Origin of the sequence: Cycloclasticus zancles 78-ME (assembly GCF_000442595.1) — a bacterium.
In the GTDB taxonomy this organism is placed as follows: Bacteria; Pseudomonadota; Gammaproteobacteria; order Methylococcales; family Cycloclasticaceae; genus Cycloclasticus; species Cycloclasticus pugetii.
The window spans coordinates 1-17,039 of sequence record NC_021918.1; the positions used below are offsets into that span (position 1 = coordinate 1).

General features: G+C 53.6%; 18 protein-coding genes. 15 read left to right on the forward strand and 3 right to left on the reverse strand.

Annotation, left to right across the window (positions count from 1 at the left end; all coding sequences use genetic code 11):
• Positions 1–58 precede the first annotated feature (58 nt).
• The 3 genes from CYCME_RS12545 to CYCME_RS12565 all read right to left on the reverse strand — a co-directional run bounded on the left by CYCME_RS12545 (position 59) and on the right by CYCME_RS12565 (position 3,615).
• Positions 59–355, reverse strand: a complete 297-nt coding sequence (locus tag CYCME_RS12545; RefSeq protein WP_020933234.1) for a hypothetical protein — start codon at positions 353–355, stop codon at positions 59–61.
• A 1,735-nt stretch (positions 356–2,090) separates the two neighbouring features.
• A complete protein-coding gene (trfA, locus tag CYCME_RS12560; RefSeq protein WP_020933236.1) occupies positions 2,091–3,221 on the reverse strand; it encodes a plasmid replication initiator TrfA in 1,131 nt (376 codons plus the stop codon).
• Positions 3,222–3,267: 46 nt separating this feature from the next.
• Positions 3,268–3,615 (reverse strand): single-stranded DNA-binding protein, encoded by a 348-nt coding sequence (locus CYCME_RS12565; protein WP_020933237.1) that lies wholly within the window; start codon positions 3,613–3,615, stop codon positions 3,268–3,270.
• 98 nt (positions 3,616–3,713) lie between these two features.
• Between CYCME_RS12565 and CYCME_RS12570 the strand changes: the two genes are divergently transcribed.
• From CYCME_RS12570 to CYCME_RS12640, 15 genes are all read left to right on the forward strand, one after another.
• On the forward strand, positions 3,714–4,097 hold the full coding sequence (locus CYCME_RS12570; RefSeq protein ID WP_020933238.1) for a transcriptional regulator: 384 nt from the start codon (positions 3,714–3,716) through the stop codon (positions 4,095–4,097).
• A 252-nt stretch (positions 4,098–4,349) separates the two neighbouring features.
• On the forward strand, positions 4,350–5,309 hold the full coding sequence (gene trbB / locus CYCME_RS12575) for a P-type conjugative transfer ATPase TrbB (protein ID WP_020933239.1): 960 nt from the start codon (positions 4,350–4,352) through the stop codon (positions 5,307–5,309).
• A gap of 26 nt (positions 5,310–5,335) precedes the next feature.
• Positions 5,336–5,761, forward strand: a complete 426-nt coding sequence (gene trbC / locus CYCME_RS12580; RefSeq protein ID WP_020933240.1) for an IncP-type conjugal transfer pilin TrbC — start codon at positions 5,336–5,338, stop codon at positions 5,759–5,761.
• Positions 5,762–5,763: 2 nt separating this feature from the next.
• Positions 5,764–6,075 carry a conjugal transfer protein TrbD gene (locus tag CYCME_RS12585; protein ID WP_020933241.1) on the forward strand — a complete coding sequence of 104 codons (312 nt, stop codon included), beginning with the start codon at positions 5,764–5,766 and terminating at the stop codon, positions 6,073–6,075.
• Positions 6,072–8,612, forward strand: a complete 2,541-nt coding sequence (locus CYCME_RS12590; protein WP_020933242.1) for a VirB4 family type IV secretion/conjugal transfer ATPase — start codon at positions 6,072–6,074, stop codon at positions 8,610–8,612. Before CYCME_RS12585 ends, CYCME_RS12590 begins: the two co-directional genes overlap by 4 nt.
• On the forward strand, positions 8,612–9,394 hold the full coding sequence (locus CYCME_RS12595) for a conjugal transfer protein TrbF (protein WP_020933243.1): 783 nt from the start codon (positions 8,612–8,614) through the stop codon (positions 9,392–9,394). The genes CYCME_RS12590 and CYCME_RS12595 overlap by 1 nt, the downstream gene beginning before the upstream one ends.
• 17 nt (positions 9,395–9,411) lie before the next feature.
• Complete coding sequence (gene trbG, locus CYCME_RS12600) at positions 9,412–10,317, forward strand: P-type conjugative transfer protein TrbG (RefSeq protein WP_020933244.1); 906 nt, start codon at positions 9,412–9,414, stop codon at positions 10,315–10,317.
• Between the two features lie 2 nt (positions 10,318–10,319).
• A complete protein-coding gene (locus CYCME_RS12605; protein ID WP_020933245.1) occupies positions 10,320–10,835 on the forward strand; it encodes a conjugal transfer protein TrbH in 516 nt (171 codons plus the stop codon).
• 3 nt (positions 10,836–10,838) lie between these two features.
• Positions 10,839–12,263 (forward strand): TrbI/VirB10 family protein, encoded by a 1,425-nt coding sequence (locus tag CYCME_RS12610; RefSeq protein WP_020933246.1) that lies wholly within the window; start codon positions 10,839–10,841, stop codon positions 12,261–12,263.
• A gap of 18 nt (positions 12,264–12,281) precedes the next feature.
• On the forward strand, positions 12,282–13,049 hold the full coding sequence (gene trbJ / locus CYCME_RS12615; protein WP_020933247.1) for a P-type conjugative transfer protein TrbJ: 768 nt from the start codon (positions 12,282–12,284) through the stop codon (positions 13,047–13,049).
• Positions 13,050–13,058: 9 nt separating this feature from the next.
• Positions 13,059–13,286 (forward strand): entry exclusion lipoprotein TrbK, encoded by a 228-nt coding sequence (trbK, locus tag CYCME_RS12620; RefSeq protein ID WP_020933248.1) that lies wholly within the window; start codon positions 13,059–13,061, stop codon positions 13,284–13,286.
• An 11-nt stretch (positions 13,287–13,297) separates the two neighbouring features.
• Positions 13,298–15,154 carry a P-type conjugative transfer protein TrbL gene (gene trbL, locus CYCME_RS12625; protein ID WP_020933249.1) on the forward strand — a complete coding sequence of 619 codons (1,857 nt, stop codon included), beginning with the start codon at positions 13,298–13,300 and terminating at the stop codon, positions 15,152–15,154.
• A gap of 19 nt (positions 15,155–15,173) precedes the next feature.
• The gene (locus CYCME_RS12630) at positions 15,174–15,656 is read left to right on the forward strand and encodes a hypothetical protein (protein ID WP_020933250.1); all 483 of its coding nucleotides are present in this window, start codon (positions 15,174–15,176) and stop codon (positions 15,654–15,656) included.
• Between the two features lie 10 nt (positions 15,657–15,666).
• A complete protein-coding gene (locus tag CYCME_RS12635) occupies positions 15,667–16,302 on the forward strand; it encodes a Conjugal transfer protein TrbN (RefSeq protein WP_020933251.1) in 636 nt (211 codons plus the stop codon).
• Positions 16,299–17,027, forward strand: coding sequence for a TraX family protein (locus CYCME_RS12640; RefSeq protein ID WP_020933252.1), 729 nt, complete (start codon positions 16,299–16,301; stop codon positions 17,025–17,027). The genes CYCME_RS12635 and CYCME_RS12640 overlap by 4 nt, the downstream gene beginning before the upstream one ends.
• Positions 17,028–17,039: the final 12 nt, after the last annotated feature.

Sequence of the window (17,039 nt, forward strand, 5' to 3'; positions counted from 1 at the left end):
TTTGCCCTATCCAGTCAATAGGTAAACATAAAAAAACCCGGATAAACCGGGCTTTTTCTCAGTGAACACAAAGGGTTAGTGTTGGTTTTTTCGGTTCGGGGCGATCCAGCTCCTGAATCCGTTTCGCGGCTTGCTCTAGGCGTTTGCGGGCCGCTTCCAAGCTCTTCCCGTGCTCTTCTCGGTCGGCAGGCTTCGCCCGCTTGCACTCCAGGACTTCGACAAGCCCAATAACGCGCTCGACACGCTCAACCCAATAGCGAAGCTCCTGGGCACCAACGCAGGCGTGATAATCCACGTTTGCCATGCGGTACAGGTGATCAACTGAGTTGCGAAATTCTTTAACTGATACGTTCATCGGAAATTCTCCGGTTGTGGACCTTGGCGACTTGCCCGGCCTTCTGTTTATAATGATAGGGCAATATGCCCTATCCTGTCAAGGACAAATTGCCCTAATTGATGGGTGGGCCGAAAAAAGGGCCGCGCCCCTTAACTCCAGTTCCGCCACATACGGTTTAGCTCCAGGCTTCGACCCCGCCACTGATCCCCTAGCGCCTTAGTGGCCGCAGCTCTGTAGTTGATCCGTGTATGGATAGTGCATCCAGCTATAGCGTGCTTGATGCTGTCGTAACGGTCGAATGCTAGAGCTGTTTGGTAGCCAAACCGTTCAACACAGCGACGATCCAGACTGGCCCGAACTCGTCCGCCCATTCGTTCCCACTCCCGGAACATTTGCATAAAAGTTTTCTGTTTCATGGTGCCCCCTTGGCTGGTAGGGCAGGCTTTCGCCCGCCCCCCCAAATGTCAATGAAAGTCAGGCTCAGCGCCGCATTCGACACAACCGGCCTCGTAAGGATCGGCCCCGGCTTCTCCGCATTCGTTGCAAATCCAAGTTGACTCTTCTGGCTCGGTAGCAACGCGGCTGAATCGTCCGCTCTTGGAGTCCTCCAACCATTCGCCCTCGCTCTCAAGCTGGAACGTGAACGTGTGACCGGCACGGCAGGTGCCTTGCCAGGGTGTTTCTGGGGTGTCGGTGTCTTGGGGGACAGAAGCGCCGCAAGTAGGGCACAGGGGGCGTGTTAGATCAGGGGTGTAAGTGTAAATCGTCATCGGAAATTCTCCGGTTGTGGACCTTGGCGACTTGCCCGGCCTTCTATTTATAATAATAGGGCAATATGCCCTATCTTGTCAAGGGCAAAATGCCCTCCAAACCCCATTTTTAAAGGGTTTTATTGACATTTGAGGGGCTGATTTAAGCGCCGATCTGGCCGCCTCCTTTCCTTGGCGTTTAAACAAATGGACTTTCCATCATGCTCAATGGTTTAGGATTGCCTCAGAGGCTCCAGGAGGCACGGAGCTAGACAATCGGGGAGTCCAGAGGGGCGGTAGCCCCTTTGGGCATAGCGCAGCGTAAGCGCACGTTTCAATGGGGTGAGGACGCGCAGCGGCCGAGGGGCTTGCCCCTGGGGGGGATGGGAGGACGCGAAGCGGCCGGGAGGGATTGAGAAGGGGGGTCTCCCCCCTTCGGGGGCCGGTTTCTGCTTTTCAGTTTTTTCTTCGCCAAATGAGTATTTTTCGCTCAACTGGTTATAAGAAATATGGTTATATTTTGGTATATAAAGGGTTAAAAGAAAGGTTAGGGGGCTAAAAAAACGCCTATAAGCTTATGATTTAACTGTGATTTTCCGTTTACCCCCGCCCCTCAAGTGTCAGTAAACCCGCCCCTCAAGTGTCAGTATTTTGCCCCTCAAGTGTCAGTAAACCCGCCCCCCAAATGTCAGTAGGTGCGCCCCTCAAGTGTCAATAGTGTGCTGGGGTTACTAACAGGGTTATACCTATGAAATGTGGATAACTATCCACACCGGGCTGGCTTTCGCCAGGTTTGGACGCCAGGGAAGGGGTGTTTTTCAAGCTTGCCCCTCATGTGTCAGTAGTGCGCCTAGTCCGCTGGCCCCTCATATGTCAATCAACGCCCCTCATATGTCAACCAACAAAACTTATCCCCATTGGCTACCCACAGGCTTAGCCCTTCATAGAGCAACAAAAAAAGGGGCCGCAGCCCCTTTGTTCTCGATACGTGGCCATGATGGCCATCAGCTTCGCTTGCAGTGCAATTGCTCCCCGGCAACCCAAGCATGGGCGACAAGGCCGCTTTCCCTCAGCTCGTCACACGCAGTCCCTACCTGCTCCCGCCACTTCTTAGCCCTGGTTGATTCTGAGCCGCACATAAGCCGGAAGGTTTCCAGCTTCAACGGGAACGGCTCTTTGTGTGAAGCAAAGTAATCGAACATACGGCGGGCCGTGGGGGACAGCTTGCGGTACTTGTCCCAAATGAAGCGCGAATAGTAGTCACCGGCAAACAGGACAACCATTTCTTCATCAATCATGACCTGGCATCGAGAATTGCGCTTGCCTCGATCCAGGACGCGAAACCGGCTGATCAGTGATAGTGATTCAAGACGGCCAACCCGTTTGGATTCAAACTGCATGGCCGATGCCTGCAACCGTGACAAACACTCTTCGGCTTTCTTGTAGTAACGGCCATTAATCGACCACCCCAAGTCCTTGCACAGCTCGTAGAACGTGAAGCTGATAGGGTCGCCAATAGGCGAACGCTTGGAATACTCCATGACCTGTTGCCAAACCAACTCGTCGTCCTCTGCCCGCAACTCTACGCCCGTGTAGGTGATGTTCACATCATCCCCTATGCTATAAATAGGTTCGCTCTGTAAAGCGACGCGGGGCACTCGTTTGTTTCGTACAGTGAATAGGGCCGACCGGGCGTAATCGTTCGGCAAAGCCCGCATGTGATCGCCCCAGGGCGCAATATCAAACAAAGATAGTTGAGCGTCCTTGATTTCTTGCTTTGTGTGTTTCAGGAGCGCCGCTTGCCGGGCTTCATCAACTTTTGAGGCCAACGCATCTCTCGCCCCTGTTTTGCGCCCTGGCTTCTTCTCGCTCATGGATTCCCCCTTAGCAGCCGGGGCCGCGTCTTTGGCCTCCGTAGTGTTCCAGTTAGTTTTGTTAGTATCAGAAAGGGCAGGGGCTTCGGGTTCAGGAATACCCGGCAGGGTAATCGCCTCACCAATAGGGCGGGCCTCTGCCTGTGCTGATTGGTTACGATGATAAGCGGTCCTGGTCGCAATTTCTTCGGCTTTGTCCGGTTCGACGCCGCTATCAATCAGCTTTCGGATGTATTCTTGTTTGTTAAAGTTATATGCCATCTACTGCCCTCCTGGGAAACGCCCCGGCCAAGCCGGGGCAACCGCCTTAGCCCTGTTGTTGTCCTTCAGGGGCTTTTGTATCTAGGTAATCAATCTTTTCCGCAATAAAGTCGGTGCCGAACTCGGTTTTACCATCCTTCTCGAAACGGGTGTTTTCAATGCGGCCCTGTACAAATACCTTGGAACCTTTCCCAAGGTAACGGCCAGCACTGTCCGCCGTCGCTCCAAACGACTTGATGCGGAAAAACTCCGTTTTTTCTTGCTTGTCAGCACCTTTCCCCCATGTACGGTTAACAGCAACATCGAAAATTGCGCGACTGCTGCCGCCTTGACTGTTATGTAGCTCTGTATCACGGGTAAGATTTCCGATAAACTGGAACATGTTGTGGCTCATGGTAGAGTCTCCTTTCGTTATGACAAGGGGAGTATAGCTATACTTTTAAACCAAGTCAAAAACTTTAGCCGCTAAAATCGGCCTGCAAGAGAGGCAGCATGTACAACTTCATTTTTTTTACTAACGTGCTGCGCATCCTGGATGAACGGCACATGACCAAGAACGAACTAGCGGAACGCTCTGGCGTTTCTATTTCGTTCTTGTCTGACTTAACCACGGGTAAGGCTAATCCGTCACTAAAGGTGATGGAAGCCATAGCGGCAGCCCTTGAAACGCCGCTCCCCCTTCTCCTGGAGTCAACGGACCTTGATCGGGCAGCACTGGACGCCCTCGCGGGCGGAAAGATGCTAAGCAGTCTGCCAGCAGGCTATGAGCGTGTTTGTGCTGTGCTTCCTGAGCACCGGGCTTTCCAGGTAAAAAAGTGGGGCGAGGAAACAAGAAAAAAATTGCGGGAACTGGATACCACACAAAAGGACTATTGACTTTTTTTGTAAAACCCTCCCCCGAGGCCGTTAGATTTTAGCGGCTAAAAAAAGGCTGCCGGGCCTCCCAACACCGGAATCACCGAAAAGGATCGTTACGCTAGAAACGTGATATAGGCTTGCGGGTGTCTCACCCGTGAGCCTCATGGACGAAATTATCTAAACTTTTTCCTTCGTTATGTTGCGCGGTCCTTGATTTCGGTATATCGTATATATCAGAAACGGATTAACCGAAAATACCGGGGCAATTGAATGCAGCAAAAAGACATGACCGGCTCCATTAAGGACCGGGCAAAAAGAAAACTAGAGCGAGATATTGGGCCGGAGCTTCTACAGGCTTTTAATGATCCTAAAACGGTCGAGCTTATGCTCAACGCAGACGGGAAAGTTTGGGTTGAGCGTCTAGGCGAGGGGATGCAGTGCATCGGAACACTTAGACCTGCTCAAGCTCAGGCTGTTATAGAGACAATTGCCGGTTTTCACGGCAAAGAAGTCACTCGGAGCAAGCCCATTCTTGAAGGGGAATTCCCCCTTGACGGTTCACGCTTCGCGGGCCAACTACCTCCTGTAGTTCCGGCCCCTACCTTCGCCATTCGGAAAAAAGCCGTTGCGATCTTCACCCTGGACCAGTACGTGGAAAACGGCATCATGACCGCCGACCAGCAACAAGTCCTAGTTGAAGCCGTGGCAGCACACCGAAACATTCTTGTTATTGGCGGCACCGGCTCAGGTAAAACCACCCTGGTTAACGCCATCATCAATGAAATGGTGATTACCGATCCTACCGAACGGGTTTTCATTATTGAGGATACCGGCGAAATCCAATGCGCCGCTGAAAACCACGTTCAGTACCACACCAGTCTTGACGTCTCCATGACGGCATTGCTGAAAACAACTTTGCGCATGAGGCCCGACCGTATCTTGGTCGGCGAAGTGCGCGGGGCGGAAGCTTTGGACCTTCTCGATGCCTGGAACACCGGGCATGAAGGAGGCGCTGCAACCTTGCACGCCAACAATGCTAACGCTGGCCTGGCTCGTTTGCGGTCGCTGATTACACGTAATCCAGCGGCTCCAGCCGAGATTGAACCGCTAATTGGCGAGGTGGTTCACATCGTTGTTCATATCGCCAGAACCCCGGAAGGCCGCCGCATCCAAGAAATCCTAGAGGTTTCCGGTTACTGCGATGGTCAATACATCACTAAGTCTCTTTAAACGTAGGTAACTAGGAGTAAAAACCAATGAAACTCACTCTCCCATCAATCCACATTAACCGCTCAGCCATGTTCTACCTTGGCCTGTTTGCGGCTTTGTTCCTGGTTATGGCTGTTCAACCAGCTATGGCTTCCGAGGGAACGGGCGGCTCACTCCCTTATGAAAGTTGGCTGACCAACCTTCGCAACTCTGTAACCGGCCCCGTGGCGTTCGCCCTGTCCATCATCGGTATTGTCGTCGCAGGCGGCATTCTGATTTTTGGCGGTGAACTCAACGGTTTTTTCCGCACGCTGATTTTCATCGTGTTGGTAATGGCTCTGCTGGTCGGTGCGCAAAACATGATGTCCACCTTCTTCGGTCGTGGTGCGGAAATCGCGGCACTAACTGACGGTGCAATTAACCAGGTTAACGGCGCTGCTATGCGTCTCGTTAACGGTCTCCAGGCGGTGTAATTATGGCTCTGCGCACGATCCCCATTCGTAGAGCTGGCAACCGAGAAAACTTGTTCATGGGCGGGGATCGTGAGCTTGTGATGTTCTCGGGACTGCTGGCAGGAGCACTTATTTTCAGTGCTCAAGAAGTCAGGGCAACGGTGTTTGGTATTGGTCTGTGGTTCGGTGCGCTCTTTGTGTGCCGACTCATGGGTAAGTCAGACCCGAAGCTGCGCCATGTCTATCTGCGGCATCGCCGCTACAAGGCATATTATCCGGCTCGCAGCACGCCCTACCGTGAAAACACGACAAGCCAAGGGAAGCAATACAAATGATCATTCAATCTATTTCATTTGCCATTGCTGTTTGCGGTGCGGCGCTGTTGCTTATCCTTTTTGCCCGTATCCGTGCGGTCGATGCTGAATTGAAGTTGAAAAAGCATCGTTCCAAAGACGCGGGACTGGCCGACTTGCTCAATTATGCTGCTGTTGTTGATGACGGTGTAATTGTCTGCAAGAACGGCGCTTTTATGGCCTCTTGGCTGTACAAAGGGGATGACAACGCCAGCAGCACCGACGAACAGCGGGAAATGGTGTCGTTTCGTATAAACCAGGCTCTTGCGGGCCTGGGTAATGGTTGGATGGTTCACGTTGATGCCGTGCGCCGTCCAGCTCCTAAGTATTCAGATCGCAATACTTCGGCTTTCACTGATCCGGTTTCTGCCGCGATTGACGAGGAACGCCGTCAGCTCTTCGAGGGCCTGGGTGCTATGTATGAGGGTTACTTTGTTCTAACCCTGACATGGTTTCCACCTCTGCTAGCTCAGCGAAAATTTGTTGAACTCATGTTTGACGATGACGCCGAAATAGTTGGCAAGAAAGCCCGCACCAAGGGGTTGATTAGCCAATTCAAGCGCGAAATAAGCGGTATTGAAAACCGTCTGACAACTGCTGTTAAGTTGACCCGCCTTCGCGGTCAAAAAATCGTGAACGAAGACGGCAGCAAAGTTACGCATGACGATTTTCTGAGTTGGCTTCAATTCTGTGTTACTGGCGTAAGCCATCCGGTTCAACTGCCTAACAACCCGATGTACATGGACGCTTATATTGGCGGTCAAGAAATGTGGGGAGGGGTAGTGCCCAAGGTTGGCCGCAAGTTTATTCAGGTCGTTTCTATCGAGGGTTTCCCCTTGGAGTCTCACCCTGGAATCTTGAGCGCCTTGGCCGAATTGCCGGTTGAGTATCGTTGGTCGTCGCGCTTCATTTTCATGGATCAACACGAATCCATTAAGCACCTGGACAAGTTCCGTAAAAAGTGGAAGCAGAAAGTCCGGGGGTTCTTCGATCAGGTATTTAATACTAATAGCGGCAATGTAGACCAGGACGCCTTGTCTATGGTCCAGGACGCAGAATCTGCAATTGCAGAAGTAAATAGCGGACTGGTTGCTGTTGGATATTACACCAGCGTCGTCGTCCTAATGGATGAAAGCCGGGATCGTCTGGAACAGTCTGCACGCCAGGTAGAGAAATCAATTAATCGCCTGGGCTTCGCCGCACGAACTGAAACCATTAATACCCTGGATGCCTACCTGGGCAGCTTGCCGGGGCACGGTGTAGAAAATGTGCGCCGTCCGCTTATCAATACGATGAATCTGGCCGACCTGCTACCGACAAGCACGATTTGGACAGGAAACGCCGATGCCCCTTGTCCGATGTATCCGCCCTTGTCACCGGCTCTCATGCACTGTGTTACCAGTGGATCAACGCCGTTCCGTTTGAACCTCCACGTTCGTGATTTGGGGCATACCTTCATGTTCGGCCCAACGGGTGCCGGTAAATCGACACACCTGGCCCTGATTGCGGCTCAGCTTCGCCGTTACGCTGGCATGTCGATCTACGCATTCGATAAAGGCATGTCGATGTATCCGCTAACCAAAGCGGTCGGCGGCCTTCACTTCTCAGTCGGCGCTGACGATGACCGTTTATCCTTCTGCCCATTGCAGTACCTTGAAACCAAGAATGATCGCGCTTGGGCAATGGAATGGATAGATACCATCCTGGCGTTGAACGGGGTTAATAGTACGCCTGCCCAGCGAAATGAAATCGCTCATGCGATTGTGAGTATGCACGAAAGCGGGGCGCGTACTTTGTCTGAGTTCTCGCTGACTATCCAGGATGAAAGCATCCGTGAAGCTATCCGCCAATACACGGTTGACGGCTCTATGGGGCATCTTCTGGACGCAGACGAGGACGGTTTGTCACTTACCGACTTCACCACGTTTGAAATTGAAGAGTTGATGAACCTGGGCGAAAAGTTTGCCCTGCCAGTCCTGCTATACCTGTTCCGTCGTATCGAGCGCAGTCTTAAAGGCCAGCCCGCCGTCATCATCCTAGATGAAGCTTGGTTGATGCTTGGGCACCCTGCTTTTCGCGAGAAAATCCGCGAATGGCTCAAGGTGCTACGTAAAGCTAACTGTCTGGTTCTCATGGCAACACAAAGCCTGTCCGATGCAGCTAACTCCGGCATCTTGGACGTTATTGTGGAATCCACTGCAACCAAGATTTTCCTGCCTAACGTCTATGCCCGCGACGAGGACACATCTGCCCTTTACCGCCGAATGGGCCTTAATGCTCGTCAAATTGACATTCTGGCAACGGCTGTTCCCAAACGTCAGTACTACTACGTCTCTGAAAACGGGCGCCGCCTCTATGACCTCGCCCTGGGGCCTTTGGCTCTCTCTTTTGTCGGTGCTTCTGACAAGGAATCCGTGGCAGCTATCAAGCAACTGGAAGCCAAGTTTGGCGAACAATGGGTGCATGAATGGCTCGCAGGTCGTGGCCTGAAACTTGATAACTACCTGGAGGCAGCCTAATGAGCTTTTCCGAGAAAATTAAAGGGCTGGTATTTAAAAAGCCCGCCCCTGGATATGACCAGGAAGAAATTGCCGAGATCGAGGCGCAGGACAAAAAGTCATCACGCCAAGAGGATAATGAAAATCCTTATCTGACAGCTCGTCGCACTTGGAATGAGCACGTTGGTTCTGTGGTGTCATCACGTCAGACCTGGCAAGTGGTCGGCATCCTGTCGTTAATGATCGCCCTTGCCGGTGTTGGTGGTGTTATCCATATCGGCAGCCAGTCCAAGTTCATCCCTTATGTGGTGGAAGTGGACAAGCTTGGGGCAGCTCAAGCGGCGGGGCCTGTTACTGGCTCTGATGTTGCCGATTCGCGTGTTTTGGGTGCCACTGTGTCGGAGTTCATCGAGAACGCCCGTATGGTGTCGCCTGACGTAGCTCTGCAACGCAAGGCAGTTTTCAGCGTTTATGCACACCTGGCCCCGAACGATCCCGCAACCATAAAGATGAACGAATGGCTTAACGGTAACGCCGATGCCAGCCCGTTCAAACGAGCCACCAAAGAAATGGTGAGCATCGACATTACATCTGTTCTGCCGCAAACGCCGACTACTTGGCAAGTGGACTGGACAGAAACAACGCGGGACCGTCAAGGGGTATTGAAGGGACAACCAACCCAATACCGCGCCCTTATTACTGTGTACACCGCTGACACTTCAACGCAGACCACGGAAGAGCAAATGCGTAAGAACCCACTGGGTATTTACGTGCGTGATTATTCCTGGTCACGGCTGCAATGATTACGAGGCTATTAACCATGAAGAAACAATTTTCCGCTGTGATCCTGGGTGCTGCGATGCTGGTGCCCTCTCTGGCTACGGTCGCGCACGCGAACGGGCTTGAGGACAAGTATTTCACCAACGAGAACCCAACTCTGACCCAGCAAGAACGTCAGGCGCTGGCAATTGCACAGCGTTGGCAGGCCGGGGGCGACAACGGTGGCATCCGTCCCTTTACTGGCCGCAACGGGGCCATCCAGTTTGTATTTGGCGCACAGTCTCCCAGCGTGGTTTGTGCTGTGCTCCAGGTCTGTGATGTTGCGCTACAACCTGGCGAATACGTTAACTCGATACAGTTAGGTGATACCGCCCGCTGGAATGTCGAGCCAGCCATTTCCGGGACCGGGGCAGGGGAAACCCAGCACCTGCTTATCAAACCAATGGACGTGGGACTGGAAACCAGCCTGGTCGTAACTACCGACCGTCGCGTTTATCACATTCGTTTGCGCTCACACCGCACCGAATACATGCCTCAAGTTGCGTTCACCTACCCGGAAGACGCCCTTGCCAAGTGGGATATGGTCCGCACCCGCGAACGCCAGCACCGCGAGAACAACACAATCCCGCAAACCCGCGAGTACTTAGGCGACCTGTCATTTGATTACGAGGTGTCTGGCTCTGCGTCGTGGAAGCCGGTGCGCGTTTTCAATGACGGCCACAAGACCATTATTCAAATGCCGCGTGCCATGCAGCAAACAGAAGCGCCGACGCTCCTGGTTGTTCGTAAGGACGGGGGCCTTTTCTCAGACCCTGAAACTGTCATGGTTAATTACCGCGTCCAGGGGGATCGCTATATCGTCGATACGGTATTTAACAAAGCAATCCTTATCTCTGGTGTTGGTAGCGGCCAGGACAAAATCACCATCACCAAAGAGGACGATTAATCATGCGTAAACTTATCGTCGCAGTTCTGTTTTCACTGGGTTTGGCTGGGTGTGCAACGCACGCTCCATACGGCAACTTTGTCAAGAATCCGGCAGGACTCAATCAGCAGGAAATCGCCAGCGATACGGTAGAGAAAATAACCGAACTGTACCCGCCTGCAAAAACTCGCTTCGAGTTGAAACAGCCTACACCTGACGCCTTCGGTACGGCTTTGGTTCGTGGTCTCCGTGATCGAGGTTACGCCCTTCTGGAGTTTGACCCGGAAGCAGCCAAGGCGCAGCAAAGCCAGCAGGCTACACGCTCGACTAGAACCGCTCCGAACGTGGAAGCCACAACGGCTACGGCTAACCCAGCTCCAACCGGATCAGGTTTGCCACTTCGTTACGTATTCGACCAGTTCACCGGCACCAACATGTACCGCGTGACAATTATGGTCGGCAATGAGTCCCTGACCCGCCCGTATTCGCAAGAAAGCGGCGGTATCGTTCCAGCGGGCTATTGGGTTCGCAAGGAGTAAGATATGAGCGAAAACAACGATCAAATGTCCCCGGACGCCTCACCTGGTGAGGTGTCCAAAAAATCCGGGGTGCGTCGCGTAAATAACCGCCCGATGTACATTTTGTTTGGTGTCCTCGGCTTGTTCCTCCTGGTCATGATGATGGTTGCTGCCGACCGTGCAGCCCAGCAGAACGCGCCAGGCGAAGGGCCAAAGGAAAAGGCAGGCAATACCTCGATGTTTGCCAATGAAATCGCAGGTACTCAGACAGACGGTTTTATCCCGGCTGCCGAGCCTCCGGTTGTTCCGTCTCTGAACGAACCCGTTGCACCAAATGAAGGGGCGCAGGAAGAGAGCCAGGACGCCGCGCCTGTAACTGTGGCTCGCCCGGTAAATCCTGACTTGCCGCCTGCACCGCCTCAAAATACGGGTTCACAATCACAACGCGACGATGAAGCCGAACGCATTCGCATGGCGAAGCTGCAAATGCTGGAACAAGCTGTTAGAGCCAAAACCGGCGTACAAGCTACCGCCCCGCGTAGCAGCAGCGACGGTGGTTCATCACAGCCAGTCAGCAACCATCCGCAATCACGCCAAGACATGATTAACGAAATCGCCCGTGTCCGTCAGCAGATTGCGTCCAACCGCTCCGACAATCCGACTGCCGCTTATCAGCAGCGTATGGCTCAGATTGAAGGGATGCGCAACGGTGGCGGCTTTAGTGGTAGCGGTGGCAGCAATAGCGCCCCGATGTTGATGCAAACCTCAGCGAACGGCGACGGCAGTGGCTATTCGCAGTTTGACAACAACGGCGGGGATCGCTGGCAGCTTGGAGAACAAGTACAGGCACCGCGCAGCCCTTACGAGCTACGCGCTGGCTTTGTTATTCCGGCTACGCTGATTTCGGGTATCAACTCCGACTTGCCCGGCCAAATCGTTGCTCAGGTATCACAAGACGTATCGGACACTGCAACAGGGAGTCACTTGTTGATTCCTCAAGGTTCGCGGCTTGTTGGTTCTTATTCGAACGATGTGGCCTACGGCCAAGAGCGAGTTTTGATTGCCTGGCAGCGCATTATTTTCCCGGACGGCAAGGCTTTGGATATTGGTTCAATGCCAGGCGCTGACGCCGCTGGTTACTCCGGCTTTCATGACAAGGTTAACAACCATTATCTGCGTATTTTTGGGTCTGCGTTCCTTATGTCTGGCGTCACGGCTGGCGTAACGCTTAGCCAGGACAACGACAACAACAGCGACGGCAATAACCAGCGTGCCAGCGATGCACTTAGCGAGGCGCTTGGTCAACAGCTTGGTCAAGTCATGGTCGAAATGATCCGCAAGAACATGAATATTGCTCCAACACTGGAGATTCGCCCTGGTTATCGCTTCAACGTGATTGTCACCAAAGACATGACTTTCTCGAAGCCTTACAGCTCGTTTGACTATTAACGACAAGGAGAAAACGCCATGAAGAAAAAGAAAAGATTTTTAGCCGCTAAAGTTGCTCTGGTCGTCGCTATGACGGCCACCACTTTGCAGCCTGTTCAAGCCGGTATTCCCGTTATAGACGGCGCAAATCTTACTCAAAGCATTATGACTGCTTTGGAAGCTGTAGCGCAGACGGCTAAACAAATCCAGCAGTATCAAACGCAGTTGCAGCAGTACGAAAATATGCTGCAAAACACAATGGCCCCGGCTTCTTATATTTGGGACCAGGCGCAGCGCACCATCAACGATCTGAACCAGGCGACCAACACTATCGCCTATTACCAAAACCAGCTTGGCAGTCTCGATGCGTACCTGGGCAAATTCCAGGACGTAGCTTATTACCGCAGCTCGCCATGCTTCTCACCTACGGGGTGCAGTGATGCCGAATGGGCCGCAATGGATGAAAACCGCCGTTTAGCCTCCGAGTCTCAGAAAAAGGCTAACGATGCGGTATTTAAGGGATTGGAACAGCAGCAAGACAACCTGGAAGCCGATGCCCGTCAGCTTAACCGCCTTCAATCTGGTGCTCAGAGTGCAGACGGCCAACTAGCAGCAATTGGTTATGCCAACCAACTCGCCAGCAACCAGGCCAACCAGCTCCTGCAAATTCGTAGCTTACTGATTGCTCAGCAAAACGCCGTAGCTACTCGGATGCAGGCCGAAGCAGACAAAGAAGCCCAGCAACAAGCAGCATCAGAACAGGTGCGGAAGGGCAGCTTTGTAGCCAGTCCAGACCGCTCTTGGTAAGGGGGACCAATGAAATCAATTAACACTATTCAATTAATCGGGGCCGCTTCTGTAGCGGTCCTTCTAACCGGCTGTTTTGATGAAAAGTCGCCGGAAGTAAACGACATCAATTGTCAGCACGAAAACATCTTAAAAATCGAGGACAAGGCCATGCAGCAAGAATTTGCTTCTAAGTGCCTGCGTCGTGGCAACCCTCGGTCTGGCGAGTTTAAAGCCAGCCCTGAGAAAGATTGGTGAGGTACTGAATTATGAAATTGCCAGCCAACCTTAAATCCGCCATGCCGTTAATCGTCTGGCTGGCGTTTTTTGTTGCAGCTCCGGCTCACGCCGCAATCGACAACTCCGGTGTACTGGATAACGTCTTAGCTCGCTATTCGGCAGCAGCGGCCTCTTGGGCCGGTGTTATTACCGATGCGGCAACCTGGTTATTTTGGACACTTGTTGTTATGTCGATGGTCTGGACGTTCGGCATGATGGCATTGCGAAAAGCCGACATTGGCGAGTTTTTTGCCGAGTTCGTCCGCTTCACCATTTTTACCGGGTTCTTTTGGTGGCTGTTGATCAACGGCCCCAACTTCGCATCTGATATTTACGATTCACTGCGTCAGATTGCCGGTAACGCTACCGGGCTAGGTTCGGGATTGTCACCGTCTGGCGTGGTAGACGTGGGCTTTGAAATCTTCGACCGGGTATTGGATCAGTCATCGGTTTGGTCGCCGGTTGATTCATTCGCCGGCATTCTCATGGCCCTGGTTATTCTTGTCATCCTGGCGTTAATCGGTATCAACATGCTTTTGTTGCTGGCCGCAGGCTGGGTACTCGCTTACGGCGGGGTTTTCTTCCTGGGGTTCGGTGGCTCGCGCTGGACCTCGGACATGGCAATCAACTACTACAAAACCGTGCTCGGCGTTGCTGCTCAGCTTATGGCAATGGTGTTGTTGATTGGTATCGGCAAGACCTTCCTGGATGACTATTACAACCAAATGAGCGAGGGCATCAGCCTGAAAGAAATGGGCGTCATGCTCATTGTAGCGGTGATCCTTCTCGTTCTAGTTACCAAGGTTCCTCAGATGCTTGCGGGCGTCATTACTGGCGCAAGTGTCGGCGGCACCGGCATTGGTAGTTTCGGCGCAGGCGCGGCGCTTGGTGCGGCAGGCATGGCAGCAGCAGCAGCGGCTACTGGTGGCGCTGCAATGGCAGCAGGGGCGTCCAACATGGCAGGTGGAGCGCAAGCCCTCATGGCCGCATTCAACAAAGCTAATGAGAACGTGGCTTCCGGCAGCGACATTATGTCTGCGTTCACTGGCGGCGGTGACGACGGCGGTGGCGGTGGCGGTGGCGGCGGCGGTGGCGGTGGTATGCCATCCGAAGAAGCCAGCACTGGTGATACCCCGTTTGCTCAAGCGGCTGGCTTTGGTGGCGGCGAATCTTCTGGCAGCGATGCTCAAGCCTCTAGCGGTGGCGAATCTTCTGCCGGTAGTGACCAGGGAGCCTCTGAAACAGCCAGCGCAGACACTGGAGCAACGGACACCCAAAGTTCAAACGAAGGGCAGGGCGATAGCTCGTCCGGCGCTCAAGCTGCAACAGCAGCGGCAACCGGTGGATTTATGGCCGGGGCAGCAAAAGCAGGCCGGGTCGCAGCCGATACCGGCGCGAACTTGGCAAAAGGAACCGGGGCAGTAGCCAAGGCTAAGGCCGGACAAATGAAGTCTAAAGCCATGCAGCGCATCGGTGACACAACGGGCGGCAAGATTGCCGCTGCAATCAAGGGCCAGGGGGCAGCCCCAGGGCAAGGAGGTGGTGAAACAGGAAATGCAGGTGATAGCGGCTCGTCAGAATCTGGAGCCTCTAACAGCTCACCGTCGTTCGATAGCGATAGCTTGAGCGGTGGCAACGGCGGCGGCTGGGTAAACCAAACAGGCGGCTTTGATTCTCTGTCCAGTGAGGATCAGGACAAAGCCCGCCAATCACACGCTGAGTGGCAAGCACGCGACCCGGAAAAGCACTCCTTCGACGTTGGGGATTATGTTTCGTATGCCCAGGAACGCCAGCAGGAGCGCAACGAAGAGGTTGCCAGCTTTGTCAATAAAGGCCGTTCGGCCTAACTAGATAGGAGTAATTGAAATGAAACAACTTTTCGTTGCCCTTAGCCTGTTTGCAGCCGCATTTGCGTTTACTGCACCGGCTCAAGCGGCCTCTCAAGATGAATGTTCAATTTGGATCTGCCTGCCGGGTGGCTTCCCTTCTGGCTGCGGTGCGGCCAAGTCAGCGATGCGTGACCGTATCAAAGATATGAAGTCACCGCTTCCCAGCTTCTCGTCCTGTGCGGTTAACCCGCCGTCAGGTAGTGGTAGCCACATGACCTCTGATTTCGGTTATGCCGCTTATATTCCGCCTCGCAGAGTTTGCAGCGAATACCGCCGTTATGGTCGCGATAATGAGCGGTGCATTGCCTACGAAACTCTACCGGAACAGTACGTAAAGAACACCCGTTGCCGCGTTGACCGCGACGGCGACCGTCACCCGCGTTACTGCACCCGCACGTACCGTTGGGCGGAAGTGTTCGTTGAAGGGCAGCTTGCAGGCCCAACCTACTACTGGAATTAAGGGGGTTGTCATGCTGCCATTCATTGCTGATATGCCGCCCCTGGAACAAGAGCGCGTTGTGTGCTCAATCTCGGCTGCCGTGAAATATGAAGTGCCCGCCAATATCGTGCTGGCCGTAGCTGAGAAAGAAGGCGGCAGGCCGGGCCAGCGGGTGCGTAACTCGAATGGTACGCATGACGTTGGGCCTATGCAGTTCAATACTGCATACCTCGGCGACCTTGAGAAATACGGTATCACCGCGAACGATGTGGCAGCCTCCGGCTGCTACTCGTTCGACCTGGCCGCCTGGAGATTGCGCGGACATATCCTGAACGACTCCGGGGATATTTGGACCAGGGCCGCAAACTACCATTCCCGCACTCCTAAATACAATGTGATCTATCGCGGCGACTTAATCCAAAAAGCGGTCAAGTGGGCCGACTGGCTTGATGAACATTTTTCGACTGTCAATGTGACCGCCCAAGGCGGTGCCACTCCTGGCAACGGGACTGCTATGCAGCAAGTTATCCAGGAAGCGGCCAAAATCGAGGCTGACAGTTCTAATAGACAGACTGAACGCCAAGAGCAGGGGACTTACAGCCCAAGCCAACAAACCGGCTATGTGCCGCGCACAATCACGTTTCAAAGCACGGGGGCAGGGCAATGACCGATAGTGCTGCCTCGTTAAAATCCTCTTGGTCCATGCCTCACCTGCTTATTGCCGATGGCACTGTGGAAGGCTTGAAGTGGCTGGGCTTGCTGCTCATGACCGGGGACCACGTTAACAAGTACCTTTTCAATGGCACGCTTCCCTTTTTGTTTGAAGCTGGCCGCCTGGCAATGCCGATTTTCGTCTTTGTGCTGGCGTTCAATCTGGCTCGCCCGGGCCAACTCGAAAGAGGTGTGTACCAACGCGCAATGAAGAGACTCGCGGCTTTCGGTGCCCTGGCCTCGGTCCCATTCATTGCCCTGGGCGGTCTATATGCCGGATGGTGGCCGCTTAACATCCTTTTCACGCTCTTGGCTTTGACGGCCACGGCGTACCTGGTCGAGCGTGGGCACATCGTATGGGCCGCCCTTGTACTTATGAGTGCCGGGGCAATGGTCGAGTATTGGTGGCCTGCGCTCCTGTTCGGCCTGGCCGTATGGTCATACGCCAGAAAGCCGACCTTATTAGCGGCTGGCGTTGCCGTTATCGCCTGCGGCGCTCTGGGTTTCATCAATGGCAACATGTGGGCACTGGCAGTGCTCCCGGTGCTGCTCGCTGCAACCTGTCTTGATTTAAGAATGCCCCGGCTTCGCTGGGCGTTCTACGCCTATTATCCGTTACACCTCGGCGCTCTGTGGCTCATTCGCATTCCAATGAGCCATGCCGGATACCTGTTTTTTTGATTTGGAGTAAGT